Origin of the sequence: Cellulosimicrobium sp. I38E (assembly GCF_001647255.1) — a bacterium.
Classification (GTDB): Bacteria; Actinomycetota; Actinomycetes; order Actinomycetales; family Cellulomonadaceae; genus Cellulosimicrobium; species Cellulosimicrobium cellulans_E.
The window spans coordinates 65,031-89,210 of record NZ_LUAZ01000001.1; the positions used below are offsets into that span (position 1 = coordinate 65,031).

Consider the following 24,180-nt stretch of genomic DNA (forward strand, 5'->3'; position numbering starts at 1 on the left):
CGCCTGGCACCGCACCGGTCCGCCTCACCGCGCCGGACGGCCCCCGCCGACCGCGGCGCGACGTGTTCGTCGACGCCGTGCGGGCCCTCGCGACGCTCAGCGTCCTCACGGTGCACTGGCTCATGGCGGACGCGACGTGGGACGGCGAGCACCTGCGCATCGGCAACGCCCTCGCGCACGGCGCCGGCTGGACCGTCACCTGGGTGCTCCAGGTGCTCGCGCTCCTGTTCTTCGCCGCCGGCGCCTCGGCCGCGTACGGGCTGCGGCGCGGGCCCGACGGCGGTCGCTCGTCCGGGCCGGCGGGTGCCGGTCGGGTGGTGGCCCGCCCGAGCGTCCTCGGCGACCTCGCGGCCGGTGCACGGCTCGCCGGGCGGCGCGTGCCCCGGCTGCTGCGGCCCGTCGGGGTGTTCGTCGGGGCGTGGGTCGTCGCGATCGGGGTGCTGCTCGCCGCGGGACTGCCCGGGGACGCCGTGCGCTCGCTCGCGACGCTCGCGCCGCAGCTCCTGTGGTTCCTCGCGGTGTACCTCGGCCTCGTCGTGCTCACGCCGCTCCTGCGCCGCGCGCTGCACGCCGCGGGCTGGTGGACCGTGGGGGCGCTCGCCGCCGCGCCGCTCGCCGTCGAGGCGCTGCGGTTCGGCGCCGGGCTGGAGCGACTCGCGCTCGTCGACGTCGTGCTCGTCTGGGCCGTCCCCTACGCGATCGGGCTCCTGTACGCCGACGCGCGCTCGGGGACCCGGGTCGTGCGAAGGGGGCGCATGGTGCCCGTCGCCGTCCTCCCGCGGCCGCTCGTGCTCGTCGGGGTCGGGCTCGCGGCGGCGGCGCTCGCGGCCCTGCTCGTCGTCGTCGGGCCGTACCCGGTCTCGCTCATCGGCATGCCGGGAGACGCGATGTCGAACCTCGGCCCGCCGACGGCGCCGGTCGTCCTGCACGCGGTCGCGCTCGTCGCGCTCGCGCTCGCCGCCCGAGGGCCGCTCGTGCGCTGGGCGGACGGGCGCGGCCGGGCGGTCGTCGCGAGCCTCGCCCGACGGTCGATGACCGTCTACCTGTGGCACCTCACGGCGATGATCGTCGTCGTCGGGACGGTGCTCGTGGTGCTCGGTCAGCAGCTCCCGGCACCGGGCAGCGCCGACTGGTGGGCGAGCCGCCCGGTCTGGTTCGGCGCCTTCGCGCTCGTGCTCCTGGGCATCTCCCGCGTCGTCGGCCGGTTCGAGGACGCGCGTCCCGTGCGGCGCGCGGCACGGCGTCAGCGCGTGGGGTCAGGGATCGAGTAGGGGAGCCGGTGCAGCAGCTCCGCCTGCTCCCCGGCGAGCGCCTGCGCGCGCTGCGCCGTCGCCCAGTCCCGGTCGCGCCGCTCGGCGAGCACCGCCAGGAGGAACGTCTCCGGGTGCGTGCCGGGCGGCGGGCCGGGCGCGACGTACCGCTCGACCTGCCCCGCGAGCTCCTGCCCCAGCCGGGCACGCGACGCCGGGTGCAGCTTGCCCGCGCGGGCCAGGAACTGTCGCGCCGCGAGCGCGAGGCCGTCGGGCAGGCGGCGCATGTCGGCGTGGGACGCCCATGCGGCGAGGTACGGGGGCATGACGAGCGGCGCGAGCGTCGGCCGCCCGCCCCGCACCCGGATCGCGTAGGTCCCCGCCGCCATGTCGCCGAGGCGCTTGCCCTTGTCGTTCGTCAGCGACGCGACGAGCGCGACGGAGCCGAGCGTCAGCCAGATCTCGCCGATGCCGACCAGGGCGCGCAGGAAGGCGTGCCGGAAGCGGACCGGACCGCCGTCGTCGCGCACGACCCGGATGCCCAGCGCCAGCTTGCCGAGCGAGCGGCCGCGCGAGAGCGTCTCGACGGTCGTGGGGATCACGACCATGACGAGGACGGCGAGCGCGATCCCGATGGCCGGGGCGAAGTCCGGGTCGACCAGCTCGAGCGAGCCCGACGTCGCGAAGAGCAGCGCGAACAGTGCGACGAAGAGCGTCAGCATGTCGAGGAAGAGCGCGAGGCCACGCGTGACGAACGACGCCGGTCGCGCGTCGAGGACCACGCCCTCGCCGATCAGGATGCCGTCCCGCACGCTGCTCCTCGCCCTCGTTCCGTCACGGGTCCGTGCCCGCGCGCCGGTCGGCGCACCGGCGGCACGCCCTGTGTGGCAGGGTATCGGTCGTGGACCTCGACGCCTTCACCGACGTGCACCGCGCGCAGTGGGACCGCCTGGAGACCCTCACCTCGCGGCGCACGCTCGACGGTGCCGAGGCGGACGAGCTGGTCCGGTTGTACCAGGCCGTCGCGACGCACCTGTCGACCGTCCGGTCCGTCGCGCCGGACCCCGTGCTCATCTCGCGCCTGTCCGTGCTCCTCGGCAAGGCCCGGACGCGCATCGCGGGGGCGCACGAGCCCGCGTGGCGCGACGTGGTGCGGTTCCTCACGGTGTCCCTCCCTGCCGCCCTGTACCGGATCCGGTGGTGGTCGGTCGGTGTGACGGTCGCGTGCCTCGTGGTCGCGCTCGTCGCCGGGACCTGGGTCGCGACGACGCCCGAGGGCCTCGCGTCGATGGGCCCGCCGAGCGTCCAGGAGAACTACGTGAACGAGGCGTTCGCCTCGTACTACGACCCCGGGCTCGACTTCGCGACCGTCGTCTGGACCAACAACGCCTGGATCGCGGCACAGTGCATCGGGCTGGGCATCACGGGGATCTTCCCCGCGTACGTGCTGTTCTCCAACGCCGTGGCCATCGGGTCGACCGGTGGCATGATGGCCGCGCACGGGGAGCTCGGGCTCTTCCTCCAGCTCATCGCGCCGCACGGCCTGCTCGAGCTCATGTCCGTGTTCGTCGCCGGTGCCGCAGGCCTGCGGATCTTCTGGGCCTGGGTCGACCCGGGTCCGCTCCCGCGCTCGCGCGCCCTCGCCCAGGAGGGCCGCGCGCTCGTCACGGTCGCGATCGGGCTCGTCATCGCGCTCGCGATCTCCGGCGTCATCGAGGGCTTCGTCACGGGCTCGGCCATGCCGTGGTGGCTCAAGATCGTCATCGGCGCCATCGCGCTCGCCGGGTTCTGGGTCTACACGATCGTGCTCGGTCGTCGTGCCGTGGCCGCCGGCGAGACCGGCGACCTCATCGCGGACCACGCGGGCGACGTCGTCCCGGTCGCGGCCTGAGCCTGACGCTTCTTCCCGGCTCCCGGCTCCCGGCTCCCGGCTCCCGGCTCGTGGGGCCCGCTCAGTCGTGCATGACGACGCGCGCCCGCGCGCCCGGCCACGCGCACCGGACCCAGTCCTCGGCTCGCGCGACGACCGCGTCGCGCACGCCGGGCTCGCGGAGCCGGTCCGCGGGGGAGCGGCGGCCGTCGGCGTCGCCCGCTCCGTCGGCAGCCGTGCCGTCCCGGGTCACGTCACCCGCGGGGCCGCGCAGCGGGCGCACCTCGACGTGCACGACGTCGTCCGCAGGCGCGTCGGGCGACGTCGCCTCGGTCGTCGGCCGGGCGGGGGTGGGCGGGCTGGCCGTGGCCGTCGGGCGCGCCGTCCACGCCCCGGCCACGCGTCCGTCGACGAGCACGGTCGCCGCGACCTGGCCGTTGATGCTCACGACGCTCTTGACCGGGACGTCGCCGAGCACCCGCGTCCGGTCGTCGTGCGCGAGGACGAGGTTGTCGAAGTCGCCCGCGAGGACCGTCGGCACGGGCGCGTCGCCCGGCGGGCGAGGCGCGTCGGGGAGGTCGAAGAGCTCCTCGCCGTCCGGGCCGGTGAACGTCACGAGCTCGGGACGCAGCACGTCGAACGCGGCCTTGAGCCGCGTCAGCCCCGCCCAGCGCTGCGCGTCGACCACGGAGGCCGGGCCGAACGCCGCCAGGTAGCGCCGCACGAGCCTGACGCGGGTCGCGAGGACGGCGTCGGGGTCCGTGTCGTGCGCGACCGCGTCGAGGATCGGGTCGGACCGGCCCAGCCAGGCCTGCACCGTCGTCCACGTGGTCGTGGTGCCCGGCCCGCTCGCTCCCCAGAGCCCGCGCGGCGGCACCTGGACCAGCGGCAGCAGGCAGCGCGCCCCGTACGCGAGGTGCTTGGGGTCGACGTCGGGCCATCGCTCCGCGAGCCGCCTGCCGAGCTCGACCGAGGTCAGCGGCTCGTCGAGCAGGTCGCGCGCGACCTCCTCGAGGTCGTCGAGGTCCACGTCCGCGAGGGCCGCGCCGTGCTGGTTCTTCGCCCGCAGGTACGCGGCGAGCGTCGGCCGCACCAGTGCGGTGAGCGCCAGCGCGTCGTCCGCGGCGACCAGGTGCACCGTGCCGCGCAGCGCGCCCACGCGCACGACGTCACGGCTGGTGAGCAGCGAGCCCAGGTCGTCGGGCGCGAACGCCGCGAGCCGCGACCACAGGGCGGGGTACGGCGACGACGGCACCTGCGACTGGAGCCCGACGAGGTGCCGCACCTCGTCCAGCACCGACGCCGCGCGCGGGGCGTCGAGGTGCTGGCGCGCGAGCAGCGCACGGTTGAGGTCGTCGTGGCTCAGCCGCGGCCCGAACCGCCCGTCCGCCATCGGCGCGTCAGGACAGCACGATCGCGAGCGCGGGGATGAGGAAGGTCGCGAGGAGCGCCGCCACGACGATCATCGCGACGCGACGGTTGCGCCGTGCGCGCTGTCGGGGATCGGTCGGCTGCCAGGCCACGGGGGTTCTCCTGAGCTCGGTGGAAATACCCGCACGACCCTACCTCGCCCCTGAGACAGCGTCCTCGTCCGCCGAGGTAGAACCGCCGGTCGCGAGGTAGAACGCGCGGAGCTCTATCTCGTGACCGGAGGTTCTACCTCGCGGTCGGCTGACCGGGCAGCGGCCCGGACGTCAGAGCCGGCCGGCGGCCTTGAGGGCGAGGTAGGTGTCGGCGAGGCGGGGGGCGAGGTCGTCGGGGAGGGCGTCGACGACCTCGACGCCACGCTGGCGCAGGACGGTCGTCACGGCGGCGCGTTCGATCTCCCCGCGTGCCGCGGCGGCGGCGTCGTACACCTCGGCGGTGCCGGTGCGGTCGTCGCGCAGGGCGACGACCTCGGGGTCGCCGGCCGCGGCGAGCACGACCTGGTGCTTGGCCGTGAGCTGCCCGACGACGGGGAGCAGCCCGGTCTCGACGGCGGCGGCGTCGAGGGTGGACAGGAGCACGACGAGCGCGCGCTGGGACAGGCGTTCGTGGACCGCGCCGACGAGCCCCGGCCAGTCGGTCTCGAGCAGGGCGGGCTCGAGCGGGGCGAGCGCGTCCGCCATGGCGGGCATGAGGCGCGGGCCGGCGGCGCCGGCGACGCGCGAGCGCACGGTGCGGTCGTACGCGATGAGCTCGACGCGGTCCCCGGCGCGCCCGGCGAGCGCGGCGAGCAGGAGCGCGGCCTCGATGCTCGCGTCGAGGCGCGGCTCGTCGCCGACGCGGGTCGCGGACGTGCGCGACGTGTCGACGACGACGAGCACGCGCCGGTCGCGCTCCGGACGCCACGTGCGCACGACCATGTCCCGACCGCGGGCGGACGCGCGCCAGTCGATCGAGCGGACGTCGTCCCCGAGGACGTACTCGCGCAGCGAGTCGAACTCGGTGCCCTCGCCGCGCACCTGGACCGCCGCCCGGCCGTCCATCTCGCGCAGGCGCGCGAGCCGGCTCGGGAGGTGGCGGCGGGACGCGAACTCGGGGAGCACGCGCAACCGGCCGGGCACGGTGATCGAGGCCTGGCGCGCGGCGAGGCGCAGCGGGCCGAACGAGCGGATCGTGACCCGGTCGGCGACGCGTTCGCCGCGCCGTGTCGGCACGAGGACGGTGGTGACGCGCGCGGCCTCGCCGGGTGGCAGGTCGACCGGGTGCCGGTTGACCTGGGTCCCGGCCGACGGCGGCCACGCGTCCCGGACGAGCGCGCGCAGCCGCCGCGGTGCGAGGTTGGTCAGGGTGAGGCGCGACGTCGTCGTGTCGGTGAGCCGGACGGAGCCCGGGACGCGGCGCTCGACGGCCACGCGCCGCGGGGACGCCGCGAGCGACGCGTCGAGCACGCACAGCGCGACGACCAGCAGCGTCCACACGAGCACCGTCCCCGGCACGGGGAACAGCAGCACGGGGACGATCCCGAGCGCCGTCAGCACGACGGCGCGCCACGTCAGGGCCACGTGCGACGCCTCAGCGGGGGACGGGGACGGACGCGAGCACGGTGTCGAGCACGCTCTCGGCGGTCACGCCCTCGAGCTCGGCCTCGGGCCGGAGCTGCACGCGGTGGCGCAGCGTCGGGTGCGCGAGGGCCTTGACGTCGTCGGGCGTCACGTAGGAGCGGCCGGACAGCCACGCCCACGCACGCGCGGTCGCGAGGAGCGCGGTGGCGCCGCGCGGGGAGACGCCGAGCGACAGCGAGGGGGAGTGGCGCGTCGCGCGGCACACGTCGACGGCGTAGCCGAGGACCTCGCGCGCGACCTGGACGCGCGCGACCTCGGCGCGCGCCCGGTCGAGCACGTCGCGTCCGGCCACGGGGCGCACGCCCGCGCCCGCGAGGTCGCGCGGGTTGAACCCGGCGGCGTGGCGCGCGAGCACCTCGACCTCCTGCTCGCGCTCGGGCAGGGGCAGCACGACCTTGAGCAGGAAACGGTCGAGCTGGGCCTCGGGCAGCGGGTAGGTGCCCTCGTACTCGACGGGGTTCTGCGTCGCGATGACGAGGAACGGGTCGGGCAGCGGGCGCGGGGTCCCGTCGACGGACACCTGGCGCTCCTCCATCGCCTCGAGGAGCGAGGCCTGCGTCTTGGGGGGCGTGCGGTTGATCTCGTCCGCGAGCAGGAGGTTCGTGAAGACGGGGCCCTCGCGGAACGAGAACTCGGCGGTCCGCGCGTCGTACACCAGCGAGCCGGTGACGTCGCCGGGCATGAGGTCGGGCGTGAACTGCACGCGCTTGGTGCCGAGGTCGAGCGACGCGGCGAGCGTGCGCACGAGCAGCGTCTTGGCGACGCCGGGCACGCCCTCCAGCAGCACGTGGCCCTTGCACAGCAGCGCGATGAGCAGGCTCGTCACGGCCCCGTCCTGCCCGACGACGGCCTTGCCGACCTCGGTGCGGACGGCGGCCAGGGCCTGGCGCAGCTCGGGAGACGGCGCGGGCGGCGCGTCGTGCACGGGCGCCGGCGCGGGCACGCCCGGCTGGCCATGGCCGGCCGGGGGCGCGGCGGCGTGGCCCGGCGCCGGGGCACCGGGGGCGGGCGGTCCCTGCTCGTGCCCGGGGGCGCCGGCGGCCGCGCTCACGCGGTCGGCGACGCTCGGGTCCTGGGTGTACGGCTGCCCCTGGTGCGGTGGCGGCGCGTAGCGGTCGGGCTGCGGCACGGAGCCGTCGGGGTGGTGCGTCACGAGTGGTAGACCTCGCTCTCGATCCGGTCAAGGTGACGCGCGAGCTCGAGCAGCGCCGCGTCGTCGGCGGGTGGTGGTCCGTACAGGAGCTGGGCGACCTGGTCGCCCGGTCGGCCCGTCGCGCGGGCGACGGCGTCGACGAGGGCAGGTGCGTCGGCGGAGCGCGGGAGGCCGAGCCGGCCCGCGAGCCGGTCCGCGGCGCTCGCGCGGAGCCCGGCGGCGGCGTGCCCGCGGGCACCGGCGCGCCGGTAGAGGCGGCCGCGGCCGCGCGTCGTCTCGGCGGCGCGCACGACGACCGGGAGGTCCTCGGTGACGAGCGGCCCGAGCCGCCGGCCCCGCCACAGCGCGACGACGAGCACGACGACGAGGACCTGGAGCGCGACGACGCCGAACCAGGGCGGCAGCGACAGGGCGGGGGTCTGCTCGTCCTCGCCGCCGCCGAGGGACGTGTCGAACGGGTCGGGCACGAGCCACACGAGGCGGTCGTTCTCGCCGAGCATCCACAGGGCGAGCGCCGCGTTCCCCTCCTCGGTGACCGAGTCGTTGCGCAGCACGGCCGTCGTGTCCACGGCGCGCACGGTCCGCTCGTCGGTCTCGTGCACGAGGTAGGCGCCGATGGCCGGGTCGTCCGGGGAGGGGAAGCACAGGACGGTCGTCCGGTCGAGCGCGAGGAAGCCGACGCCGTCCGAGCGCAGGGCGCCGGCGGCCTCCGCGACCGGGTCGTCGCAGCGCGGGGAGCGCGCGGACGTGCCCGAGCCCCAGTCGTAGGCGAGCTCCGCGCCGCCGTCCGTCGCGGGCGAGAGCAGGAAGTCGGGAGGGGCCACGAGGACGAGGTCGGTGGGCGTGCGCACGAGCGCCTCCACCTGCTCGTCGAGCAGGAAGTCGCCCTGCGCGACGAGCAGCGTGCCGCCGTCAGCGGACGCCGCGACCGCGTCCGCGACCGTGGTCACGTAGGTGACCTCGACGCCCTGGTCGCGCAGGACCTCCGCGACGGCCCTGGCGCCGGCGGGCCCGGGGTTGTCCGGCGCGAGGGGCGTGGACGACGTCGTCGGCCGTGCGATCGCCGACAGGCCGGCGAGCGCGAGGAGGGCGACGACCACGGCCACCGGCCAGCGCGCGCGACGCCACCGGCTGCGGGCGCGCGAGCCCGCCGTGGTGCCGTCGCCCACGACGGGCACGTGCGCCGTCGTGACGGTTCGAGGACCGTCACCGGACGGGGGCGCGGTGGGGTGGGGCGGGGACGCCGTGGTGCTCACGCGTCGCCACCCCCCGAGGTCGGGGCGGAGTGCGCGAGCTCTGCCCGCAGCGCGGGGCGTGTCGCCAGGGTGCGCTCGTCGAGCGCCCGCAGGAACGCGTCCGCCTCGGGCCCGACGGCGGCCTTGCCGTACGCGACGTCGTCGAAGAGGTGCGCGCCGCGGGCGAGGCCGTCGGCGACGTCGGGTACGCGCTCGCCCGCGGCCTCGGCGGCCTCCCACGCGGTGCGTCCGGGACGCGCGTCGAGGACGGCCCGTTCCTCGAGCGAGCGGACGACGGCACGGAAGCGCTCGAGCGTGGCGGTCGCCCAGTCGGCCCGGGACGCCGCGGCATCGGCCGCTGCGCGCATCTCGGCGGCGGTCCGCGCGTCGTCGTCGTGCACGACGGCGGACGACGTCGCCCGGCGCGACAGGCGCACCGGGCCCGCCACCCAGTAGGCGATGCCGGCCACGAGGAGCACGACCACGACGACGAGCACCGCGGTGAGCGGGCCGCCCAGGTCGATCGTGGGCGCGCCGTCGAAGAGCCCGAGCAGCCAGTCGAGGAACCGCTGGAGGAGCGACGGCTCCGTGCGGTACTCGGGCTTCGCGAGCTCCTCGACGAGCCACCGGCGCGCCTCGTCGGCGTCCGGCTGCACGGGCACGTCGGCCGCGAGCGACCGCAGCGTCATGCGGGCGGCTGCGCGTTCGCCGCGGTGGCGAGCTCGACGTCCAGGCCCTCGCGACGCATGCGGACGTCGATGTAGAGGAGCGCCACGACGCTCCCGAGGAACAGCGTCATGACGATGGTCGAGACCGCGACACCGAGTGCCAGCAGGGCGTTCGCGAGGAAGGCCTGACCCGCGGCGAGGAGGAACGTGCTCACGATGCTGAACGGCGAGACGACGATCTGCACGACGACGTACATCGCGACGTAGGCCAGCAGGTAGATGCCGAAGAGGCGCCAGAAGCTGCCGCGCGTCAGTCGCCACGACCGCCGGACGGTCGCCCAGAACGGCTGGCCCTCGAGCGCGAGCGCCGGGGGGACGAGCCCGGTCCGGGTGCCGACCCAGACGGCGAGCACGAGGAGGCCCGGGAGGGCGACGACGAGCAGGACCACGCCGAGCCCGGTCGTGGCGGCGAAGCCGAGAGCGACCAGGAGCACGACCAGCGCGACGGCGACCGCCCACGCGAGGCCCAGCAGGAGCGAGAAGCCGATGAGGAACCAGGCGCGGCGCCCGACCTGCGACCAGACCTCTCCGATCGTGGCCTTGCGCCCGATGACGGACTGCCCGATGGACACCGTCAGCAGACCGCTGACGATCGGGGTGGCGAGGCTCGTCGTGAGCCCGGTCCCGAGCGTGCTCGAGTAGAGCATCGCGAAGTCGTTCTCCATCCCGCCGAGCCCGGACTCGCTGGGCAGGGAGAGGAAGAAGTCGGCGAAGTAGCCGGAGAACGCCCATCCGAGGAGCGCCCCGATGATCGTCGCGATCACGACGACGAGCGCGCTCATGCCGAGCATGACCCGGGGGTTGTGCCGGATCGCGCCGAACGCACCGTCGAAGATCTCGCCGAGCGACAGGGGGCGGAGCGGGACGATGCCCGGCTTCGCGGCGGGCGGCACGTAGGGCGCGCCCGCGAAGCCGGCGGGCGGGCCGTAGCCGGGGGCGCCGTACTGCGGCTGTCCGTACTGACCCTGGCCGTACTGACCCTGCCCGTGCTGCCCCTGTCCGTAGCCCTGCTGGCCGTATCCGCCCGGAGCCTGCGGCGCGGACTGACCGTACTGCGGCTGCCCGTACGACGGCTGCCCCCACCCGCCGGGTGCGGGCGCGGGCGGCTGGTCCGCCGTCGGGACCTGCCCGGGTGCGTACCCGGGGGCGTACTGGCCGTACCGGGGCGGGGACGGCGGCTCCGGGGCAGCGCCGCCCGACGCGCCGTAGCCGGGTGCTCCGTACGCGGGGGCCCCCCAGCCTCCGGCGTCACCGCTCGGGCCCGCGGGCGTCGTCGGACCGGGTGCCGCCGTCGGGTCCGGCGTGGCACCGTCCGGCGTGCCGGAGGTGTCGGGTGTGCTCATGTGCTCGTGGTCCCCCGCGGTCGGCTCGGGCGTCGTTCCAGGCCGCCGGGCGAGGATCGGCAACGGCGGCGAGGCCACCCTAGTACGCGCCCCTGCGCGTCGTGCCGAGGAGAGGCGTGGTCCCGCGTGGCACGGCCGGGGCCACGCGCCTGCCGACCTCGCCTCGTGCGCATGCGGGACCGGCCCGCCACCTCGGCGCGAGGCGCGGCGGGTTCACCCGCGCCGCGGCGTCGGGCCGCGCCGAGGTGAGGCGCGTCGATGGCAAGATGTCCGCATGAAGGTTCGTGTGCTCGTGGTGGACGACGACACCGCCCTGGCCGAGATGATCGGGATCGTCCTGCGCTCCGAGGGCTTCGAACCCGTGTTCTGCGCGGACGGTGACCTCGCGCTCGAGACGTTCCGCAGCACCCAGCCGGACCTGGTGCTCCTCGACCTCATGCTCCCGGGCAAGGACGGCACCGAGGTGTGCCGCCTCATCCGCGCCGAGTCCGGCGTGCCCGTCATCATGCTCACCGCGAAGAGCGACACGGTCGACGTCGTGCTCGGCCTGGAGTCCGGCGCCGACGACTACATCTCCAAGCCGTTCAAGCCCAAGGAGCTCGTCGCGCGCATCCGGGCGCGCCTGCGCCGCACGGAGGAGCCGGCCCCGGAGCACCTGTCGATCGGCGACGTCGAGATCGACGTGACGGGTCACCGCGTGTCCCGCGGGGGCGAGCAGGTCGCGCTCACGCCGCTCGAGTTCGACCTCCTCGTCGCGCTCGCGCGCAAGCCCTGGCAGGTCTTCACGCGCGAGGTCCTCCTCGAGAAGGTGTGGGGCTACCGGCACGCCGCGGACACGCGCCTCGTCAACGTCCACGTCCAGCGTCTGCGCTCGAAGATCGAGCACGACCCCGAGAACCCGGAGATCGTGCTGACCGTCCGCGGCGTCGGGTACAAGGCGGGCGCGACCCGCACGTGAGCGCGACGGCCGGCTCCACCGACGGGCGCTGGCGGGGGCTCTGGCGCCGGGTCCGTCGACGCGCGCGTGCCACGGTCCGCCGCGTCGTGTGGCGCTGGCGCTCGTCGATGCAGCTGCGCGTCGTGACGTCCGCGCTCGTCGTGGGCGTGCTCACGGTCGGCGCGCTCGGCGCCTACCTCACCGACGCGATGCGCGACGGGCTCTACGAGCGGCGCGCGGCCGAGGTGGACCTGGAGAGCGCGCAGTCGACGCAGCAGGCGCGCAGCACGCTCGACGCCTCGCCCGCCGCGAACGCGACGGAGGCGCAGTCGCTGCTGTTCGACCTCTTCTCGATGCTCCAGAGCACGGGGTCGTCGCGCGACGTCTTCCTGTGGCAGGCGGGAGGGTCGAGCACCGTCGGCTTCCTCGACCTGTCGACGAACCCGCAGCTCGTCGACCTCGTCACGCCCGAGATGCGCGAGGCCACGGTCACCGCCGACGGCGAGCAGTACCTCCAGTCCGTCGGGATCCCGGTCGACCCGGCGGACCCGGACTCGCCGGTCGTGCCGGGCATCGTCGTCGGCTCGACGGTCGAGGTGCCCGTCGCCGGGACGTACGAGCTCTACTACCTGTACGACCTGGAGGCCGACCAGGAGACGCTGCGCTTCCTGCAGTCCGTCCTGCTCGTCGGCGCGCTCGTCCTGCTCGCGCTGCTCGTCGGCATCACCGCGCTCGTCACGCGCCAGGCCGTGCTGCCCGTGCGGCAGGCGGCGACGGTCGCGGAGCGGCTCGCCGACGGCCGGCTCGACGAACGGCTCCCCGTCAAGGGGCACGACGAGATGGCCTCGCTCGCGCACTCGTTCAACGAGATGGCGCGAAGCCTCCAGGACCAGATCGGGCGCATGGAGGAGCTGTCGATGCTCCAGCGCCGGTTCGTCTCCGACGTCTCGCACGAGCTGCGCACACCGCTCACGACGATCCGGATGGCGTCCGAGGTGCTGCACTCCTCGCGCGAGGACTTCGACCCCGTCTCGAAGCGCTCGACCGAGCTGCTCCAGACGCAGCTCGACCGGTTCGAGGACCTGCTCGCGGACCTGCTCGAGATCAGCCGGTTCGACGCGGGGGCCGCGGTCCTCGACGCGGAGCGCCGCGACCTGCGCGACGTCGTCAACGCCGCGGTCGACCACGCCGCCCCGCTCGCCGAGCGCAAGGGCGTGTGGCTGTCGGTCCACCTCGGGGACGAGCCCGTGACGGCGGACGTCGACCCGCGGCGCGTCGAGCGCATCGTGCGCAACCTCGTCGTGAACGCGATCGAGCACGCCGAGGAGCGGCCCGTCGAGATCACCGTCGAGGGCGACGGGCACGCCGTCGCGGTCGCGGTGCGCGACCACGGGGTCGGGATGACCGCGGACGAGGTCCAGCACGTGTTCGACCGCTTCTGGCGCGCGGACCCTGCCCGCGCCCGCACGACCGGCGGCACCGGCCTCGGCCTCGCGATCTCGCTCGAGGACGCCCACCTGCACGGCGGCTGGCTCGAGGCCTGGGGCCGCCCGGCGCGCGGCGCGAGCTTCCGGCTCACGCTCCCGCGGCGCGCGGGCATCCGGCTCCAGTCCTCACCGCTGCCGCTCGTGTCGGAGGCGGCGGTCGGCCGAGGGCTCCCCGCCGAGTGGAGCGCCACGACCCCGGTCGTCGAGGACGTCGAGGGGACGGCGGGTCCCGCCGACCTGCCGTCCGTCACGGGCGGCATCCCCGTCGTCCTCCCGCGCGACCCCGGCCCGTACCCGGGCCGGGGGACAGAGCCCCACCCCGGAGCGCAGCCGGAGCGGCTGACCTCCGACGACGTGCAGGAGGCGCGATGAGCACGACAGGGACGCTGCGCCGTCGGGCCGTGCGTGCGCTCACCGCCGGGCTCGCGACGGCGCTCGTCGCCGCGCTCGGCGCGTGCGCCTCGATCCCCACGTCCGGACCGGTCACCGAGGGGCAGGCGACCCCGGAGGACCCCGGCCAGCCGTTCGTCAGCGCCGCCGCCCCGCGCCCCGACGCGTCGCCGTCCCAGATCGTCCAGGGCTTCCTCGCGGCCCAGGCCCAGGGCGCCCGGAGCTCGTTCGACGTCGCCTCGGAGTTCCTCACGCCGGAGGTCCAGGAGGAGTGGTCCCCGCTCGCCCAGGTGGCGATCGTGGCGGGGGAGCCGGAGCTCGTCGTGGACGAGTCGACGCTCGAGGGCGGGACGACGACGGTCCGCACGACCGCGGAGCTCGTCGGCACCGTGGACGAGCACGGGGTCTACACCGAGGAGGTCCCCGGGCAGACCATCGAGATCTCCTACGGCCTCGTGCGCGACGACCGCGACCAGTGGCGCATCGGCACCGTCGACGACGGTCTGACGATCACCGAGACGAACTTCGCGCAGACGTACAAGCAGGTCAACCTCTACTTCCCGACGCTCGACCGGGAGTACCTCGTGCCCGACGCGCGCTGGTTCCCCAGCCGCAACTGGCAGGCGCTCGCGGTCCGGGAGACCCTGCGCGGGCCGTCGGAGTGGCTCGCCGGCTCCGTGGCGACCGTCGCTCCCGAGGGCACCGCGCTGAGCATCGACTCGGTCCCGGCAGCGGAGGGGACGATCTCCGTGCCGCTCACGGATCCCGTCACCGCGGCCTCGTCCGCGGACCGTGCCCTGCTGCTGGCCCAGCTCCAGGCCTCCCTCGGGGGACGCGTCGAGATCACGGTCGACGTCGGCGGGTCCGTGCTCTCCGCCGACGAGGTCCCGACGATCGGCGTCGCCACGACCCCCGACGACCCCGTCGTCCTGGCCGGTGACCAGATCATGAGGCTCCAGGGCCGCACCACCGAGCCGGTCGCGTCGGCCGCACCGCTCACGGGGCTCCAGCCCACTGCCCTCGCGTTCCGGGGTCGCTCCACCGACGCCGCGTTCGTCGTCCGCGACGGGGGGAGCCGCATCGTCACGGCGCCCACCGCGGAGGCCGGGCCGACGACGCTCCTCACCGGGTCGAACCTCCTTGCCCCGTCGATCGACCGCTACCAGTACCTGTGGAGCGGTCCGCAGGTCCAGGCGGGTTCGCTGCAGGTCGTCGACCTCGGGGAGGCGGGCTCGGACGAGGCCGTGACCCCCGTCGCGGCGGCCTGGCTCGAGGGGCGCACGGTCATGTCGGTGCGGGTCGCCCCGGACGGCGCGCGGGTCGCCGTCGTGAGCGACGCGGGGAGCGGGGCGCAGATCCACGTCGCGGGCATCGTCCGCGACGAGTCCGGTCGCCCCACCCAGCTCTCCGAGCCGGTCCGGGTGGGCCAGCCCGTGCTGGCGGCCACCCAGGTCACGTGGGTGGACCGCGCGCTCCTGGGCGTCCTCGGCAGGACGGCGGGGACGGCCGAGCCCGTGGTGCAGCGCGTCCCCGTCGGCGGGCCCACGGTGCCCTCGTCGCCGGTCGAGGACGCGGTGTCGCTCGCGTCGGCGACGGGCGTCTCGACGACGCTCGTCGGGACGAGCGACAGCAGCCTCTACGCCGCAGGCACCTCGACGCTCTGGACCAGGGTCGCGACCGAGGTGCGGCTGCCCACCTTCCCGGGCTGACCACGCGGGCGACGTCGCGCTGTCCCGAGGGCGGTCCGTCGCTCGCGCGGGGTGGACCACAGGACCGGCCGCCGGGTGCGGAGCCTGGTCCGCGTGACGCCGTCGTCCACAGGTCTCGCGCCCGCGTCCGCACGCCGAAGCCCTGCGCGGGCAGGCTGGTCCGGTGCTCCTCCTCGCCCTCGACGACGTCGCGCGCCTCGTGCTGCCGGTCGCCTGCCCGGGGTGCGACCGCCCCGACGTCCGCTGGTGCGCCGACTGCCTCGCGCCCCTGGAAGCCCCGCTGCGGCGCCGCGAGCAGGCGGCCCCACGTCTCGACCGGCTCGACGGCGTCGCGCCCCTGCCGGTGTGGGCGCCGGCGCACTACGCGGGACCGGTACGGGGTGTGGTCGTCGCGTGGAAGGACCGCGGCCGGGCCGACCTCGACGGTCCGCTGGCCGTCGTCGCGCATCGCGCGGGCACCGCGCTGGCCGGGCTCCTCGGTACGGGTACGCGTCCCGTCGCGAGGCCGCTCGCGCGAGCGGACCCCGGACCGTCGCCCCGGGCGGTCCTGGTCGTTCCCGCGCCGACGTCCGCCGCGGCGCGGCGGGCCCGCGGCCGGGACCCCGTCGTCGTGCTCGCGCGTGGTGTCGCGGCGGGCCTCCGGGCCGCGGGGACACCGGCACGCGTCGTGCCCCTGCTCGTCCAGCGCGGGCGCGCTCGCGACCAGGTCGGGCTGGGCTCCCGGGCGCGCGGCGCGCGTCTCGGCGCCGTCGGGATCGCGACCGGGCCGGTGACGCGCCGTCGGGTGCAGGAGGCCGTGCGCGACCGGCTCCCGTGCCTCCTCGTCGACGACGTCCTCACCACCGGAGCGACCCTCGCCGCGAGCGAGGCCGCCCTCGCACGCGCCGGCCTGCGCGTGCCGGGAGCGTTCGTCCTCGCAGCGACGCCTGCGCCGCGGCGTCGCGAGGCCGTCCGCGGGACCGTGTCGGAGGCGCCGTGACGCACCGTCCGACGGACGGGCCGAAGGTCCTCCGGTTCACCTCCCGTTGGTGCTGCCGACACCCCGGAGCGCGGGTTAGTCTGAGGGCCAGTCGCCGCGGACGACGGACGTGCAGGGCACGTTCGGCGCCGCGCGAGCGTACCGAGCGCGCGGCCTCGCGCCGCAAGGAGGTGGTAGCCCACCGCACCCGGCACGGGTGCCCCCTACCGAATCCGAACGAGGCGCTCGGACGCACCGAGCCGGGCGCCGCACAAGATCCTCGCGGAGGCTCACATGGAGATCGTCGTCGTCGGCAGGCACACGGAAGTGGCAGACCGCTTCCGCCGGCACGTGGAGGACAAGCTCGCCAAGGTCCAGCAGCTCGCGCCCACGGCGCAGCGCGTGGACGTCGAGGTCACCCACGAGAACAACCCGAGGCTCTCCGGAGTTCGCGAACGCGTCGAGCTGACCGTCCGCGCCAAGGGACCTGTCGTCCGCGCCGAAGCAGCGGCCGACGACCGGTTCGGCGCCCTCGACCTCGCGATGGACAAGCTCGCCGAGCGCCTGCGCCGTGCCCGCGACCGTCGCAAGGACCACCGCAACCACACCGTCGTGCCGCCCGTCGACGTGCGTCCCTACGACCCGGCCACGCACGCCGCGCCCCCGCCGCCGGCGCCGACCGCGCCCAGCGAGCCCGGGGAGGCCGTCGAGACCACCCTCGGCGACTCGCCCGTCGTCATCCGGCAGAAGCTGCACTCCGCGGAACCCATGACCGTGGACGACGCGCTGTACGAGATGGAGATGGTCGGCCACGACTTCTTCCTCTTCGTCGACGTCGAGACCTCTCGTCCGTCCGTCGCCTACCGGCGTCGCGGCTGGACCTACGGGGTCGTCGCGCTCGACACGTCCTGCGACTGCGCCGACGCCGCGGTCGAGAAGACCGCCTGACCCGCACCGACGCGCCCGGACCCTCCTCGGGTCCGGGCGCGTCGCGCTGTCCGGACCTGCCGGAGTGTGGGTGGGGTCGGGCAGGATTCGGAGGGTGGTCGCCACGCCGTCGAGGTCCGAGTCGATGTCCCTCTCCCAGGCGCGCCGCGTCGCGCTCGCGGCGCAGGGGCTGCACCGTCCCCGCCCGTACGACGGAACGGGTGGGCGCGCGCCGACCATGCGGCAGGTCCAGGGGGTGATCGACCGCCTCGGGCTGCTCCAGATCGACTCGGTGAACGTGCTCGCGCGAGCGCACCTCATGCCGCTGTACGCGCGTCTCGGCCCGTACGACACGGCGCTGCTGGACCGTGCGGCGGGCCGGGCGCCGCGCCGGCTCGTGGAGACGTGGGCCCACGTCGCGTCGTACGTGCCGCCCAGCACGTGGCCGCTGCTCGAGTGGCGTCGCCGCCGGTACCGGACGGAGGCGTGGGGGACGATCAGCGCGGTCGAGATGAGCCACTCCGAGGCGGTGGAGGATGTGCGTCGCCTCGTCACCGAGCGCGGCCCCATCACGGCGAGCGAGGTGCACGAGATCCTGGAGGCGGAGGGTCGGGCGCACCCGCGGGACCGGTCGCAGTGGGGCTGGAACTGGACGGTCGCCAAGCGAGCGCTCGAGTTCCTGTTCTTCACGGGCGAGATCACGTCCGCGCGCCGCAACGGCGCGTTCGAGCGCTGCTACGACCTCACGGACCGCGTGCTCCCGCCGGAGGTCGTCGCGGCGCCGCCGGTCGCGGACGCCGACGCCGTCCGGTCTCTCCTCGAGATCGGAGCGCGCGCGCACGGGGTCGGGACGCTGCGCTGCTTCAAGGACTACTTCCGCCTCCGGGGTCCCGCCGTGCGCACGGCGTTCGACGAGCTCGTCGAGGCGGGCACGCTGCGGCCGGTGACGGTGCGCGGCTGGGACGAGCCGACGTACCTGCACGCGGACGCCGCGCTCCCGCGTCGCGCGACGGCGACGACGCTGCTCAACCCGTTCGACCCGCTCGTGTTCGAGCGCACGCGGCTCGAGCGCTTGTTCGACGTGCACTACCGGATCGAGATCTACGTGCCGGCACCGAAGCGGGTGCACGGCTACTACGTCCTGCCGTTCCTCGAGGGAGAGCAGCTCACGGCGCGGGTCGACCTCAAGGCCGACCGGCGGGCGGGCGTGCTGCGGGTGCTGTCGGCGCACCGCGAGCAGGCGGCGGGGGAGGAGACGGCGGCCCGGCTCGCCGCGGAGCTCCGCGTGCTCGGTGGGTGGCTCGGCGTGCCGGACGTCGACGTGGCGCCCTCGGGAGACCTGGCCCCCGCGCTCGCGGCCGAGGTGGCGACGACGGGCTGAGGGGTCGGTCGGGCCGGAGCGCGTTGTGGGCGGCCCGCCCGTGCGGGGACCCGTCGTCGTACCCTGGCGCGGGGTCTCGCCGGCGAGGTTCGTCGTCGGCGAAACCCGGGCGGGTCCGACGTCGCTCCGACTCGCCTACGATGTTGTGTGACGTTGCCGACGTCCGCTGCCGTGCGCGCCCGCGCGGGAGAGCGTCGGCGCTGCTCCCGGACCAGCCGGCCCGGGCACCGATCGATACGGGAGTCCTGCGTGCCTTCGATCCTCGACAAGGTCCTTCGCATCGGCGAGGGCCGGATCCTCAAGAAGCTGTCCGGCATCGCCGACCAGGTCAACAAGCTCGAGCCGGGCTTCGAGGATCTCACCGACGAGGAGCTGCGCGAGGAGACCGACCGCTTCAAGGCGCGCCTCGAGGCGGGCGAGACCCTCGACGACCTGCTCCCCGAGGCGTTCGCGGCGGTGCGCGAGGCCTCCCGCCGCACCCTCGGCCAGCGCCACTTCGACGTCCAGCTCATGGGCGGCGCGGCGCTGCACCTCGGCAACATCGCCGAGATGAAGACCGGTGAGGGCAAGACGCTCGTCGCGACCACGGCCGCGTACCTCAACGCGCTCGAGGGCAAGGGCGTGCACGTCGTCACGGTCAACGACTACCTGGCGAAGTACCAGAGCGAGCTCATGGGCCGCGTCTACCGCTTCCTCGGCCTGACGACCGGCGTCATCCTGTCCGGCCAGACGCCCGCGCAGCGCCGCCAGGAGTACGCCGCGGACATCACGTACGGGACGAACAACGAGTTCGGCTTCGACTACCTGCGCGACAACATGGCGTGGTCCACGGACGACCTCGTGCAGCGCGGCCACCACTTCGCGATCGTCGACGAGGTCGACTCGATCCTCATCGACGAGGCGCGCACGCCGCTCATCATCTCGGGTCCCGCGTCGGGCGACACGAACCGCTGGTTCGGCGAGTTCGCCAAGGTCGTGCGGCGGCTGAACCCGGGGGCCGACTACGAGGTCGACGAGAAGAAGCGCACCGTCGGCGTGCTCGAGCCGGGCATCGAGAAGGTCGAGGACTACCTCGGCATCGACAACCTCTACGAGTCGCTGAACACGCCGCTCATCGGGTTCCTCAACAACGCCATCAAGGCGAAGGAGCTCTTCAAGCGCGACAAGGACTACGTCGTGCTCAACGGCGAGGTCATGATCGTCGACGAGCACACCGGGCGCATCCTGCCCGGCCGTCGGTACAACGAGGGCATGCACCAGGCCATCGAGGCCAAGGAGGGCGTGCAGATCAAGGCGGAGAACCAGACGCTCGCCACGATCACGCTCCAGAACTACTTCCGCCTGTACTCCAAGCTCTCGGGCATGACCGGTACCGCGGACACCGAGGCTGCCGAGTTCCAGGGCACCTACAAGCTCGGCGTGGTGCCGATCCCGACGAACCGGCCGATGCAGCGCGTCGACCAGGCCGACCTCGTGTACAAGAACGAGGAGGGCAAGTTCGACGCGGTCGTCGCGGACATCGTCGAGCGGCACGCGCAGGGTCAGCCGGTGCTCGTCGGTACGACGAGCGTCGAGAAGTCCGAGCTGCTGTCGTCCAAGCTCAAGAAGCAGGGCGTGCCGCACGAGGTCCTCAACGCGAAGCAGCACGAGCGCGAGGCCTCGATCGTCGCGCTGGCGGGCCGCAAGGGCGCCGTCACGGTCGCGACGAACATGGCCGGCCGCGGTACCGACATCATGCTCGGCGGTAACGCCGAGTTCATGGCGGTCGCGGACCTCGCGGCGCGTGGCCTCGACGCCGCGGAGAACCCGGAGGAGTACGAGGCCGCCTGGCCCGACGCGCTCGAGAAGGCGAAGGCCGCGGTCGCGGCGGAGCACGACGAGGTCCGCGAGCTCGGCGGCCTCTACGTGCTCGGCACCGAGCGCCACGAGTCGCGCCGCATCGACAACCAGCTGCGCGGTCGTTCCGGCCGTCAGGGCGACCCGGGCGAGTCCCGCTTCTACCTGTCGATGCAGGACGACCTCATGCGCCTGTTCAACTCGACCCTCGCCGAGTCCATGATGAACCGCGCCGGGTTCCCCGACGACGTGCCGCTCGAGTCCAAGATGGTCACGCGCGGCATCGCGAGCGCGCAGGGCCAGGTCGAGTCGCGCAACTTCGAGATCCGCAAGAACGTCCTCAAGTACGACGACGTCCTGTCGCGCCAGCGCACCGTCATCTACGACGAGCGTCGCCGCGTGCTCGAGGGCGAGGACCTCCAGGAGCAGGTGCAGCACTTCCTCACCGACGTCGTCACCGCCTACGTCGAGGGCGCGACGGCCGAGGGCAACCCGGAGCACTGGGACCTGGACGCCCTGTGGACCGCGCTCAAGGCGGTCTTCCCCATCTCGATCGAGCCCGACGAGGTCGTCGAGCAGGCGGGCGGAGAGACGCGTCTGACGAGCGAGATGCTGCTCGAGGAGATCCTCTCCGACGCCCGCATCGCCTACCAGAGCCGCGAGGAGCAGCTCGGCTCGACGAACATGCGCCAGCTCGAGCGGCGCGTGACGCTCTCGGTCCTGGACCGCAAGTGGCGCGAGCACCTCTACGAGATGGACTACCTCAAGGAGGGCATCGGCCTGCGCGCGATGGCCCAGCGCGACCCGCTCGTCGAGTACCAGCGCGAGGGCTTCCAGCTCTTCCAGGCGATGACCGAGGCCATCAAGGAGGAGACGGTCGGCTACCTCTTCAACCTCGAGGTCAAGGTCGCCGAGCCGGGCGCCGCGCCGGGCCAGGCGCCGGCGATCTCGGTCGCGGACGCGGCCCAGGCCGCGCAGTCGGCGGCCGGTCAGGCGCTCGGCGGGGCGGCGGGGGCGGCCTCGGCCGGAGCCGCAGCAGGTCTCGCGGCGGCGGCCCACCAGGCCACCGCCCAGGCGCAGGGCGCCGCCGCGGCCGACGCTCCCGCCGAGGACGCCCCGGCGACGGCCGACGCCCCGGTCGAGGACGCGCCGGTCGAGCCGGAGCCCGCTCCGGTCACGGCCCCGGCGGCGTTCGGCGGGCCGAGCGGTGACCGCCCCGGCACGCTCATCGCCAAGGGTCTCGACGGCCCCGACCGGCAGGTCCCGCTGTCGTACAGCGCGCCGAGCGAGGACGGCACCGGTCAGGCCGTCGTCTCGGGCGACGCGAGCCGGCGCTCGCGCCGCGCGCTGCACGGCGAGGCGAGCGCTGTGGAGAGCGACGGTCGTACGTTCCCCGGCACCCCGCGCAACGCGCAGTGCCCGTGCGGTTCGGGCAAGAAGTACAAGGTCTGCCACGGCCAGAACGAGGAGTGATCCTCGACCCGTCCGGCGTGCGCCGTGACGGGACCGACGACGGCGGGGCGTGCCACCAAGGGTGGCGCGCCCCGCCGTCGTCTCGGCCGAGGGTCGGTCACCCGATCTCGAGCGCGACGACGCGCCACGTCCCGCGGCGCGCCTCGAGCCGCGCCGCGGCGGCCCGCACGCGGGCACCGTCCTCGACCACGACGGTGCCCTCGGCGACGCCGTCGCCGATCCGCAGCACGCGGGCGCGGCGCACGGTGACGGGCCGGGTCGTCGTGGCGCGAGGGCCGTCGGCGACGAGGCGCGACCGTCGGGCGAGCGTCTCGTAGATCTCCGGCGACACCCACCGCGCGAGCTGTCCCACGGTGCGCTCGCCGCGGACGACCTCGACGGCGGCGCGCACGACCGCGCAGCACAGGGCCGTCGGGTCGGGGAGCGGGAGCGGCGCCGTCGGCGGCGCGAGAGGGCGTCCCCGCACGACGTGCTGCCGTGCCCGCGCGGTCGTGACGTCGGTCAGGTCCATCGTCGGGACGGGACGCTCGCCCACGCAGCGCAGCAGGCGAGCGGACAGCTCGGCGGGCACGCTCGTGGAGCGGGCGGGCGGCGCGGGCCGGTCGGGCGGCGCGGCGGGACCGGTCGTGGCCTGGGCGTCGGCGGTGGTCAGCAGGGGAGCGGTCATCGTGGGCTCCTTCGCGGCGGGCGGTCGTCAGGAGGCCGGTGCGACGAGCACCTGGCCCGGGCGGACGAGGTCGGGGTCGTCGCCGACGACCCCGACGTTCGCGGCGTACCAGCGCTGCACCGCGTCGGCCACCTGCGCGTCCGACGCGCCGTCCGGCAGGTGGCGTGCGGCGATCGACCAGAGCGAGTCGCCGCGCACGACGACGACCTCGCGCGGCTCGTCCGCGGCGACCTCCCGCACCACCGTGAGCGCGGCGTCGCGCTGATCGGCCGCGGCGCTCCGGGCCTCGGGCGCCCGTGCGGGAGCCGACGGACCCGTCGTCGTCGCGGTTCCGGGTGCCTGTGCCCGCGCCGGGGCCGAAGGCGAGGCCGGGGCCGACGGCGTGCTCGGAGCGTCCGGGGTGACGGACGGCACCGACTGCGCGGCCGGTGCGGAGGACGCGCGGTCGCCGGCCCCCGTGGACGGGGCGGTGATCGTCGGCGCGGGCTGGTCGGAGGTCGTCGTCGGGCCCGAGGGAGCGTGCGGCAGCGCAGGTGCCGGTGCGTCCGTCGGGAGGGGAGCGGGCTGCGCCGGCCCGGACGGCGCGGGAGCGGGCGCCGAGGTCTGCCAGCCCAGGTCGACCGCCACGACGCCGGGGTCGGCGTCCGGGGTCGTCGCGGCCTGAGCGGTCCCTCCGGCGAGGACGAGGCCTGCACCCACGGTCAGCCCCACGCCGACCCGCGCGGCCCGGCGGACGACGGCGGGCGCCGCGCGCAGGAGGAGCCGTTCGCCGGCTCCCCACGAGCGGCCCACGGCGCGTGCGGCGACGCAGCCCAGGCCGAGGACGGCGCTGACGGCCACCCACGTGGCCGCCACGGCCCCGAGCGCGACGGCGAGAAGCTCGACGTAGGGCTCGGGGCGGGCAGCGGGGAGGGTGCCCACGAGGTGCGCGGCGCGCAGCGCGAGCGCCGTCACGGCGCCGCCCATGACGAGGAGGAGCGCGAGGAGGACGGCGATGCCTCCGGCTCGTGCGGGTACGGCGGTACGACGGTCCATCGGTGCCCCCTGCGTCGCCGTCCGAAGAAGACGGCTCTTGATGTCGTTTGATGTCGTTTGATACCGACAGAGCGATCTAAGCGTGACCGGCCACCCCTGTCCAGAGGTCTTCTCGTGATGTGGACAGGGCGCGGGCCGGTGGCGCGGGGGACCGCTACGGTGTCCCGGTGCGATGGGACGCCCTCTTCGACGACCTCGCGGCGCAGCTCGCCGCCGCCGAGTCGCAGGACCGGGCCGCCGCCGTCGCCGACCTCACCCGTGCGGAGCACGCGACGATCACGCTCGTCGAGCGGCTGCGCGGCACGCCCGGCACGGTCACGCTCGAGCTGCGCGACGGGTCGGCCGTCACCGGAGAGCTGCGCGAGGCGGCGGAGGAGTGGGTGCTCCTGGGCGCGGCCCGGCGCCAGCACCTCGTGCCGACCAGCGCGATCTCCGCCGTCCAGGGCCTCGGTCGCCATGCCCAGCCCGCGCCCTCGGCGAGGTCGGCGCGGCTGGGCCTCGGCCACGCCCTCCGCGCGCTCATGCGCGACCGTCGGCCCGTCCAGGTGCGGACCCCCGCCGGTGTCTTTCCCGGGTGGGTCGCGCGGGTCGGCAAGGACCACGTCGACCTGGAGGTCGCCCCGGGCGACGGGCACGGCTCGCGGGTCGTGCCCTGGTCCGCGGTCCTGTGCGTCAGCGAGTCGGAGACGGGGTTCGTCCCGCGGTGAGGAGCGTGCAGGGGGAGCGCGCGGGGTTCGCGGCGTCGGCGCGGCGC

Annotated in this window: 20 protein-coding genes; 10 read left to right on the forward strand and 10 right to left on the reverse strand. The window is 75.2% G+C overall.

Annotated elements, in window-relative coordinates; translation table 11 throughout:
• The first annotated feature begins 62 nt into the window (after nt 1-62).
• Nucleotides 63-1,271: an acyltransferase family protein gene (locus A0J59_RS00275; protein ID WP_255364846.1), complete on the forward strand. Its 1,209-nt coding sequence runs from the start codon at nt 63-65 to the stop codon at nt 1,269-1,271.
• Here the strand turns inward: A0J59_RS00275 and A0J59_RS00280 are convergent.
• Nucleotides 1,244-2,062, reverse strand: a complete 819-nt coding sequence (locus A0J59_RS00280) for an RDD family protein (RefSeq protein ID WP_047232129.1) — start codon at nt 2,060-2,062, stop codon at nt 1,244-1,246. The two genes, A0J59_RS00275 and A0J59_RS00280, sit on opposite strands and share 28 nt — an antisense overlap.
• A gap of 89 nt (nt 2,063-2,151) precedes the next feature.
• On the opposite strand from A0J59_RS00280, the gene A0J59_RS00285 reads away from it, so the two are divergent.
• Nucleotides 2,152-3,141, forward strand: a complete 990-nt coding sequence (locus tag A0J59_RS00285; RefSeq protein ID WP_064314859.1) for a stage II sporulation protein M — start codon at nt 2,152-2,154, stop codon at nt 3,139-3,141.
• A 61-nt stretch (nt 3,142-3,202) separates the two neighbouring features.
• Here A0J59_RS00285 and A0J59_RS00290 read toward each other — a convergent pair whose 3' ends face one another.
• From A0J59_RS00290 to A0J59_RS00315, 7 genes are all read right to left on the reverse strand, one after another.
• Nucleotides 3,203-4,513: a winged helix DNA-binding domain-containing protein gene (locus A0J59_RS00290; protein WP_064314860.1), complete on the reverse strand. Its 1,311-nt coding sequence runs from the start codon at nt 4,511-4,513 to the stop codon at nt 3,203-3,205.
• 7 nt (nt 4,514-4,520) lie between these two features.
• A complete protein-coding gene (locus A0J59_RS22170) occupies nt 4,521-4,643 on the reverse strand; it encodes a hypothetical protein (RefSeq protein WP_255318720.1) in 123 nt (40 codons plus the stop codon).
• Nucleotides 4,644-4,814: 171 nt separating this feature from the next.
• Nucleotides 4,815-6,107, reverse strand: a complete 1,293-nt coding sequence (locus tag A0J59_RS00295) for a DUF58 domain-containing protein (protein ID WP_047232132.1) — start codon at nt 6,105-6,107, stop codon at nt 4,815-4,817.
• A 10-nt stretch (nt 6,108-6,117) separates the two neighbouring features.
• Nucleotides 6,118-7,110, reverse strand: a complete 993-nt coding sequence (locus tag A0J59_RS00300; protein WP_047232212.1) for a MoxR family ATPase — start codon at nt 7,108-7,110, stop codon at nt 6,118-6,120.
• A 206-nt stretch (nt 7,111-7,316) separates the two neighbouring features.
• A complete protein-coding gene (locus A0J59_RS00305) occupies nt 7,317-8,576 on the reverse strand; it encodes a DUF4350 domain-containing protein (protein WP_082918616.1) in 1,260 nt (419 codons plus the stop codon).
• Entirely contained in the window at nt 8,573-9,244 is a 672-nt protein-coding gene (locus A0J59_RS00310; RefSeq protein ID WP_064314861.1) for a DUF4129 domain-containing protein, read from the reverse strand. The genes A0J59_RS00305 and A0J59_RS00310 overlap by 4 nt, the downstream gene beginning before the upstream one ends.
• Nucleotides 9,241-10,626, reverse strand: coding sequence for a glycerophosphoryl diester phosphodiesterase membrane domain-containing protein (locus A0J59_RS00315; RefSeq protein ID WP_064314862.1), 1,386 nt, complete (start codon nt 10,624-10,626; stop codon nt 9,241-9,243). The genes A0J59_RS00310 and A0J59_RS00315 overlap by 4 nt, the downstream gene beginning before the upstream one ends.
• A gap of 274 nt (nt 10,627-10,900) precedes the next feature.
• On the opposite strand from A0J59_RS00315, the gene mtrA reads away from it, so the two are divergent.
• From mtrA to secA, 7 genes are all read left to right on the forward strand, one after another.
• Nucleotides 10,901-11,584: an MtrAB system response regulator MtrA gene (gene mtrA / locus A0J59_RS00320; RefSeq protein ID WP_047232133.1), complete on the forward strand. Its 684-nt coding sequence runs from the start codon at nt 10,901-10,903 to the stop codon at nt 11,582-11,584.
• Nucleotides 11,581-13,422 (forward strand): MtrAB system histidine kinase MtrB, encoded by a 1,842-nt coding sequence (gene mtrB, locus A0J59_RS00325; protein ID WP_369799730.1) that lies wholly within the window; start codon nt 11,581-11,583, stop codon nt 13,420-13,422. The genes mtrA and mtrB overlap by 4 nt, the downstream gene beginning before the upstream one ends.
• On the forward strand, nt 13,419-15,149 hold the full coding sequence (locus A0J59_RS00330; protein ID WP_064314863.1) for an LpqB family beta-propeller domain-containing protein: 1,731 nt from the start codon (nt 13,419-13,421) through the stop codon (nt 15,147-15,149). Before mtrB ends, A0J59_RS00330 begins: the two co-directional genes overlap by 4 nt.
• Before the next feature lie 163 nt (nt 15,150-15,312).
• Nucleotides 15,313-16,128, forward strand: coding sequence for a ComF family protein (locus A0J59_RS00335; RefSeq protein ID WP_064314864.1), 816 nt, complete (start codon nt 15,313-15,315; stop codon nt 16,126-16,128).
• Between the two features lie 273 nt (nt 16,129-16,401).
• Complete coding sequence (hpf, locus tag A0J59_RS00340) at nt 16,402-17,055, forward strand: ribosome hibernation-promoting factor, HPF/YfiA family (RefSeq protein ID WP_047232136.1); 654 nt, start codon at nt 16,402-16,404, stop codon at nt 17,053-17,055.
• A 124-nt stretch (nt 17,056-17,179) separates the two neighbouring features.
• On the forward strand, nt 17,180-18,415 hold the full coding sequence (locus tag A0J59_RS00345; protein ID WP_064314927.1) for a winged helix-turn-helix domain-containing protein: 1,236 nt from the start codon (nt 17,180-17,182) through the stop codon (nt 18,413-18,415).
• Between the two features lie 249 nt (nt 18,416-18,664).
• Complete coding sequence (gene secA, locus A0J59_RS00350) at nt 18,665-21,724, forward strand: preprotein translocase subunit SecA (protein WP_064314865.1); 3,060 nt, start codon at nt 18,665-18,667, stop codon at nt 21,722-21,724.
• Between the two features lie 97 nt (nt 21,725-21,821).
• Here secA and A0J59_RS00355 read toward each other — a convergent pair whose 3' ends face one another.
• Together A0J59_RS00355 and A0J59_RS00360 are read right to left on the reverse strand one after the other, a co-directional pair.
• Nucleotides 21,822-22,391: an Rv3235 family protein gene (locus A0J59_RS00355; RefSeq protein ID WP_064314866.1), complete on the reverse strand. Its 570-nt coding sequence runs from the start codon at nt 22,389-22,391 to the stop codon at nt 21,822-21,824.
• Between the two features lie 27 nt (nt 22,392-22,418).
• A complete protein-coding gene (locus A0J59_RS00360) occupies nt 22,419-23,426 on the reverse strand; it encodes a LysM peptidoglycan-binding domain-containing protein (protein WP_064314867.1) in 1,008 nt (335 codons plus the stop codon).
• 167 nt (nt 23,427-23,593) lie between these two features.
• Here A0J59_RS00360 and A0J59_RS00365 point away from each other — a divergent pair, with 167 nt between their 5' ends.
• Complete coding sequence (locus tag A0J59_RS00365) at nt 23,594-24,133, forward strand: hypothetical protein (RefSeq protein ID WP_047232218.1); 540 nt, start codon at nt 23,594-23,596, stop codon at nt 24,131-24,133.
• Nucleotides 24,134-24,180: the final 47 nt, after the last annotated feature.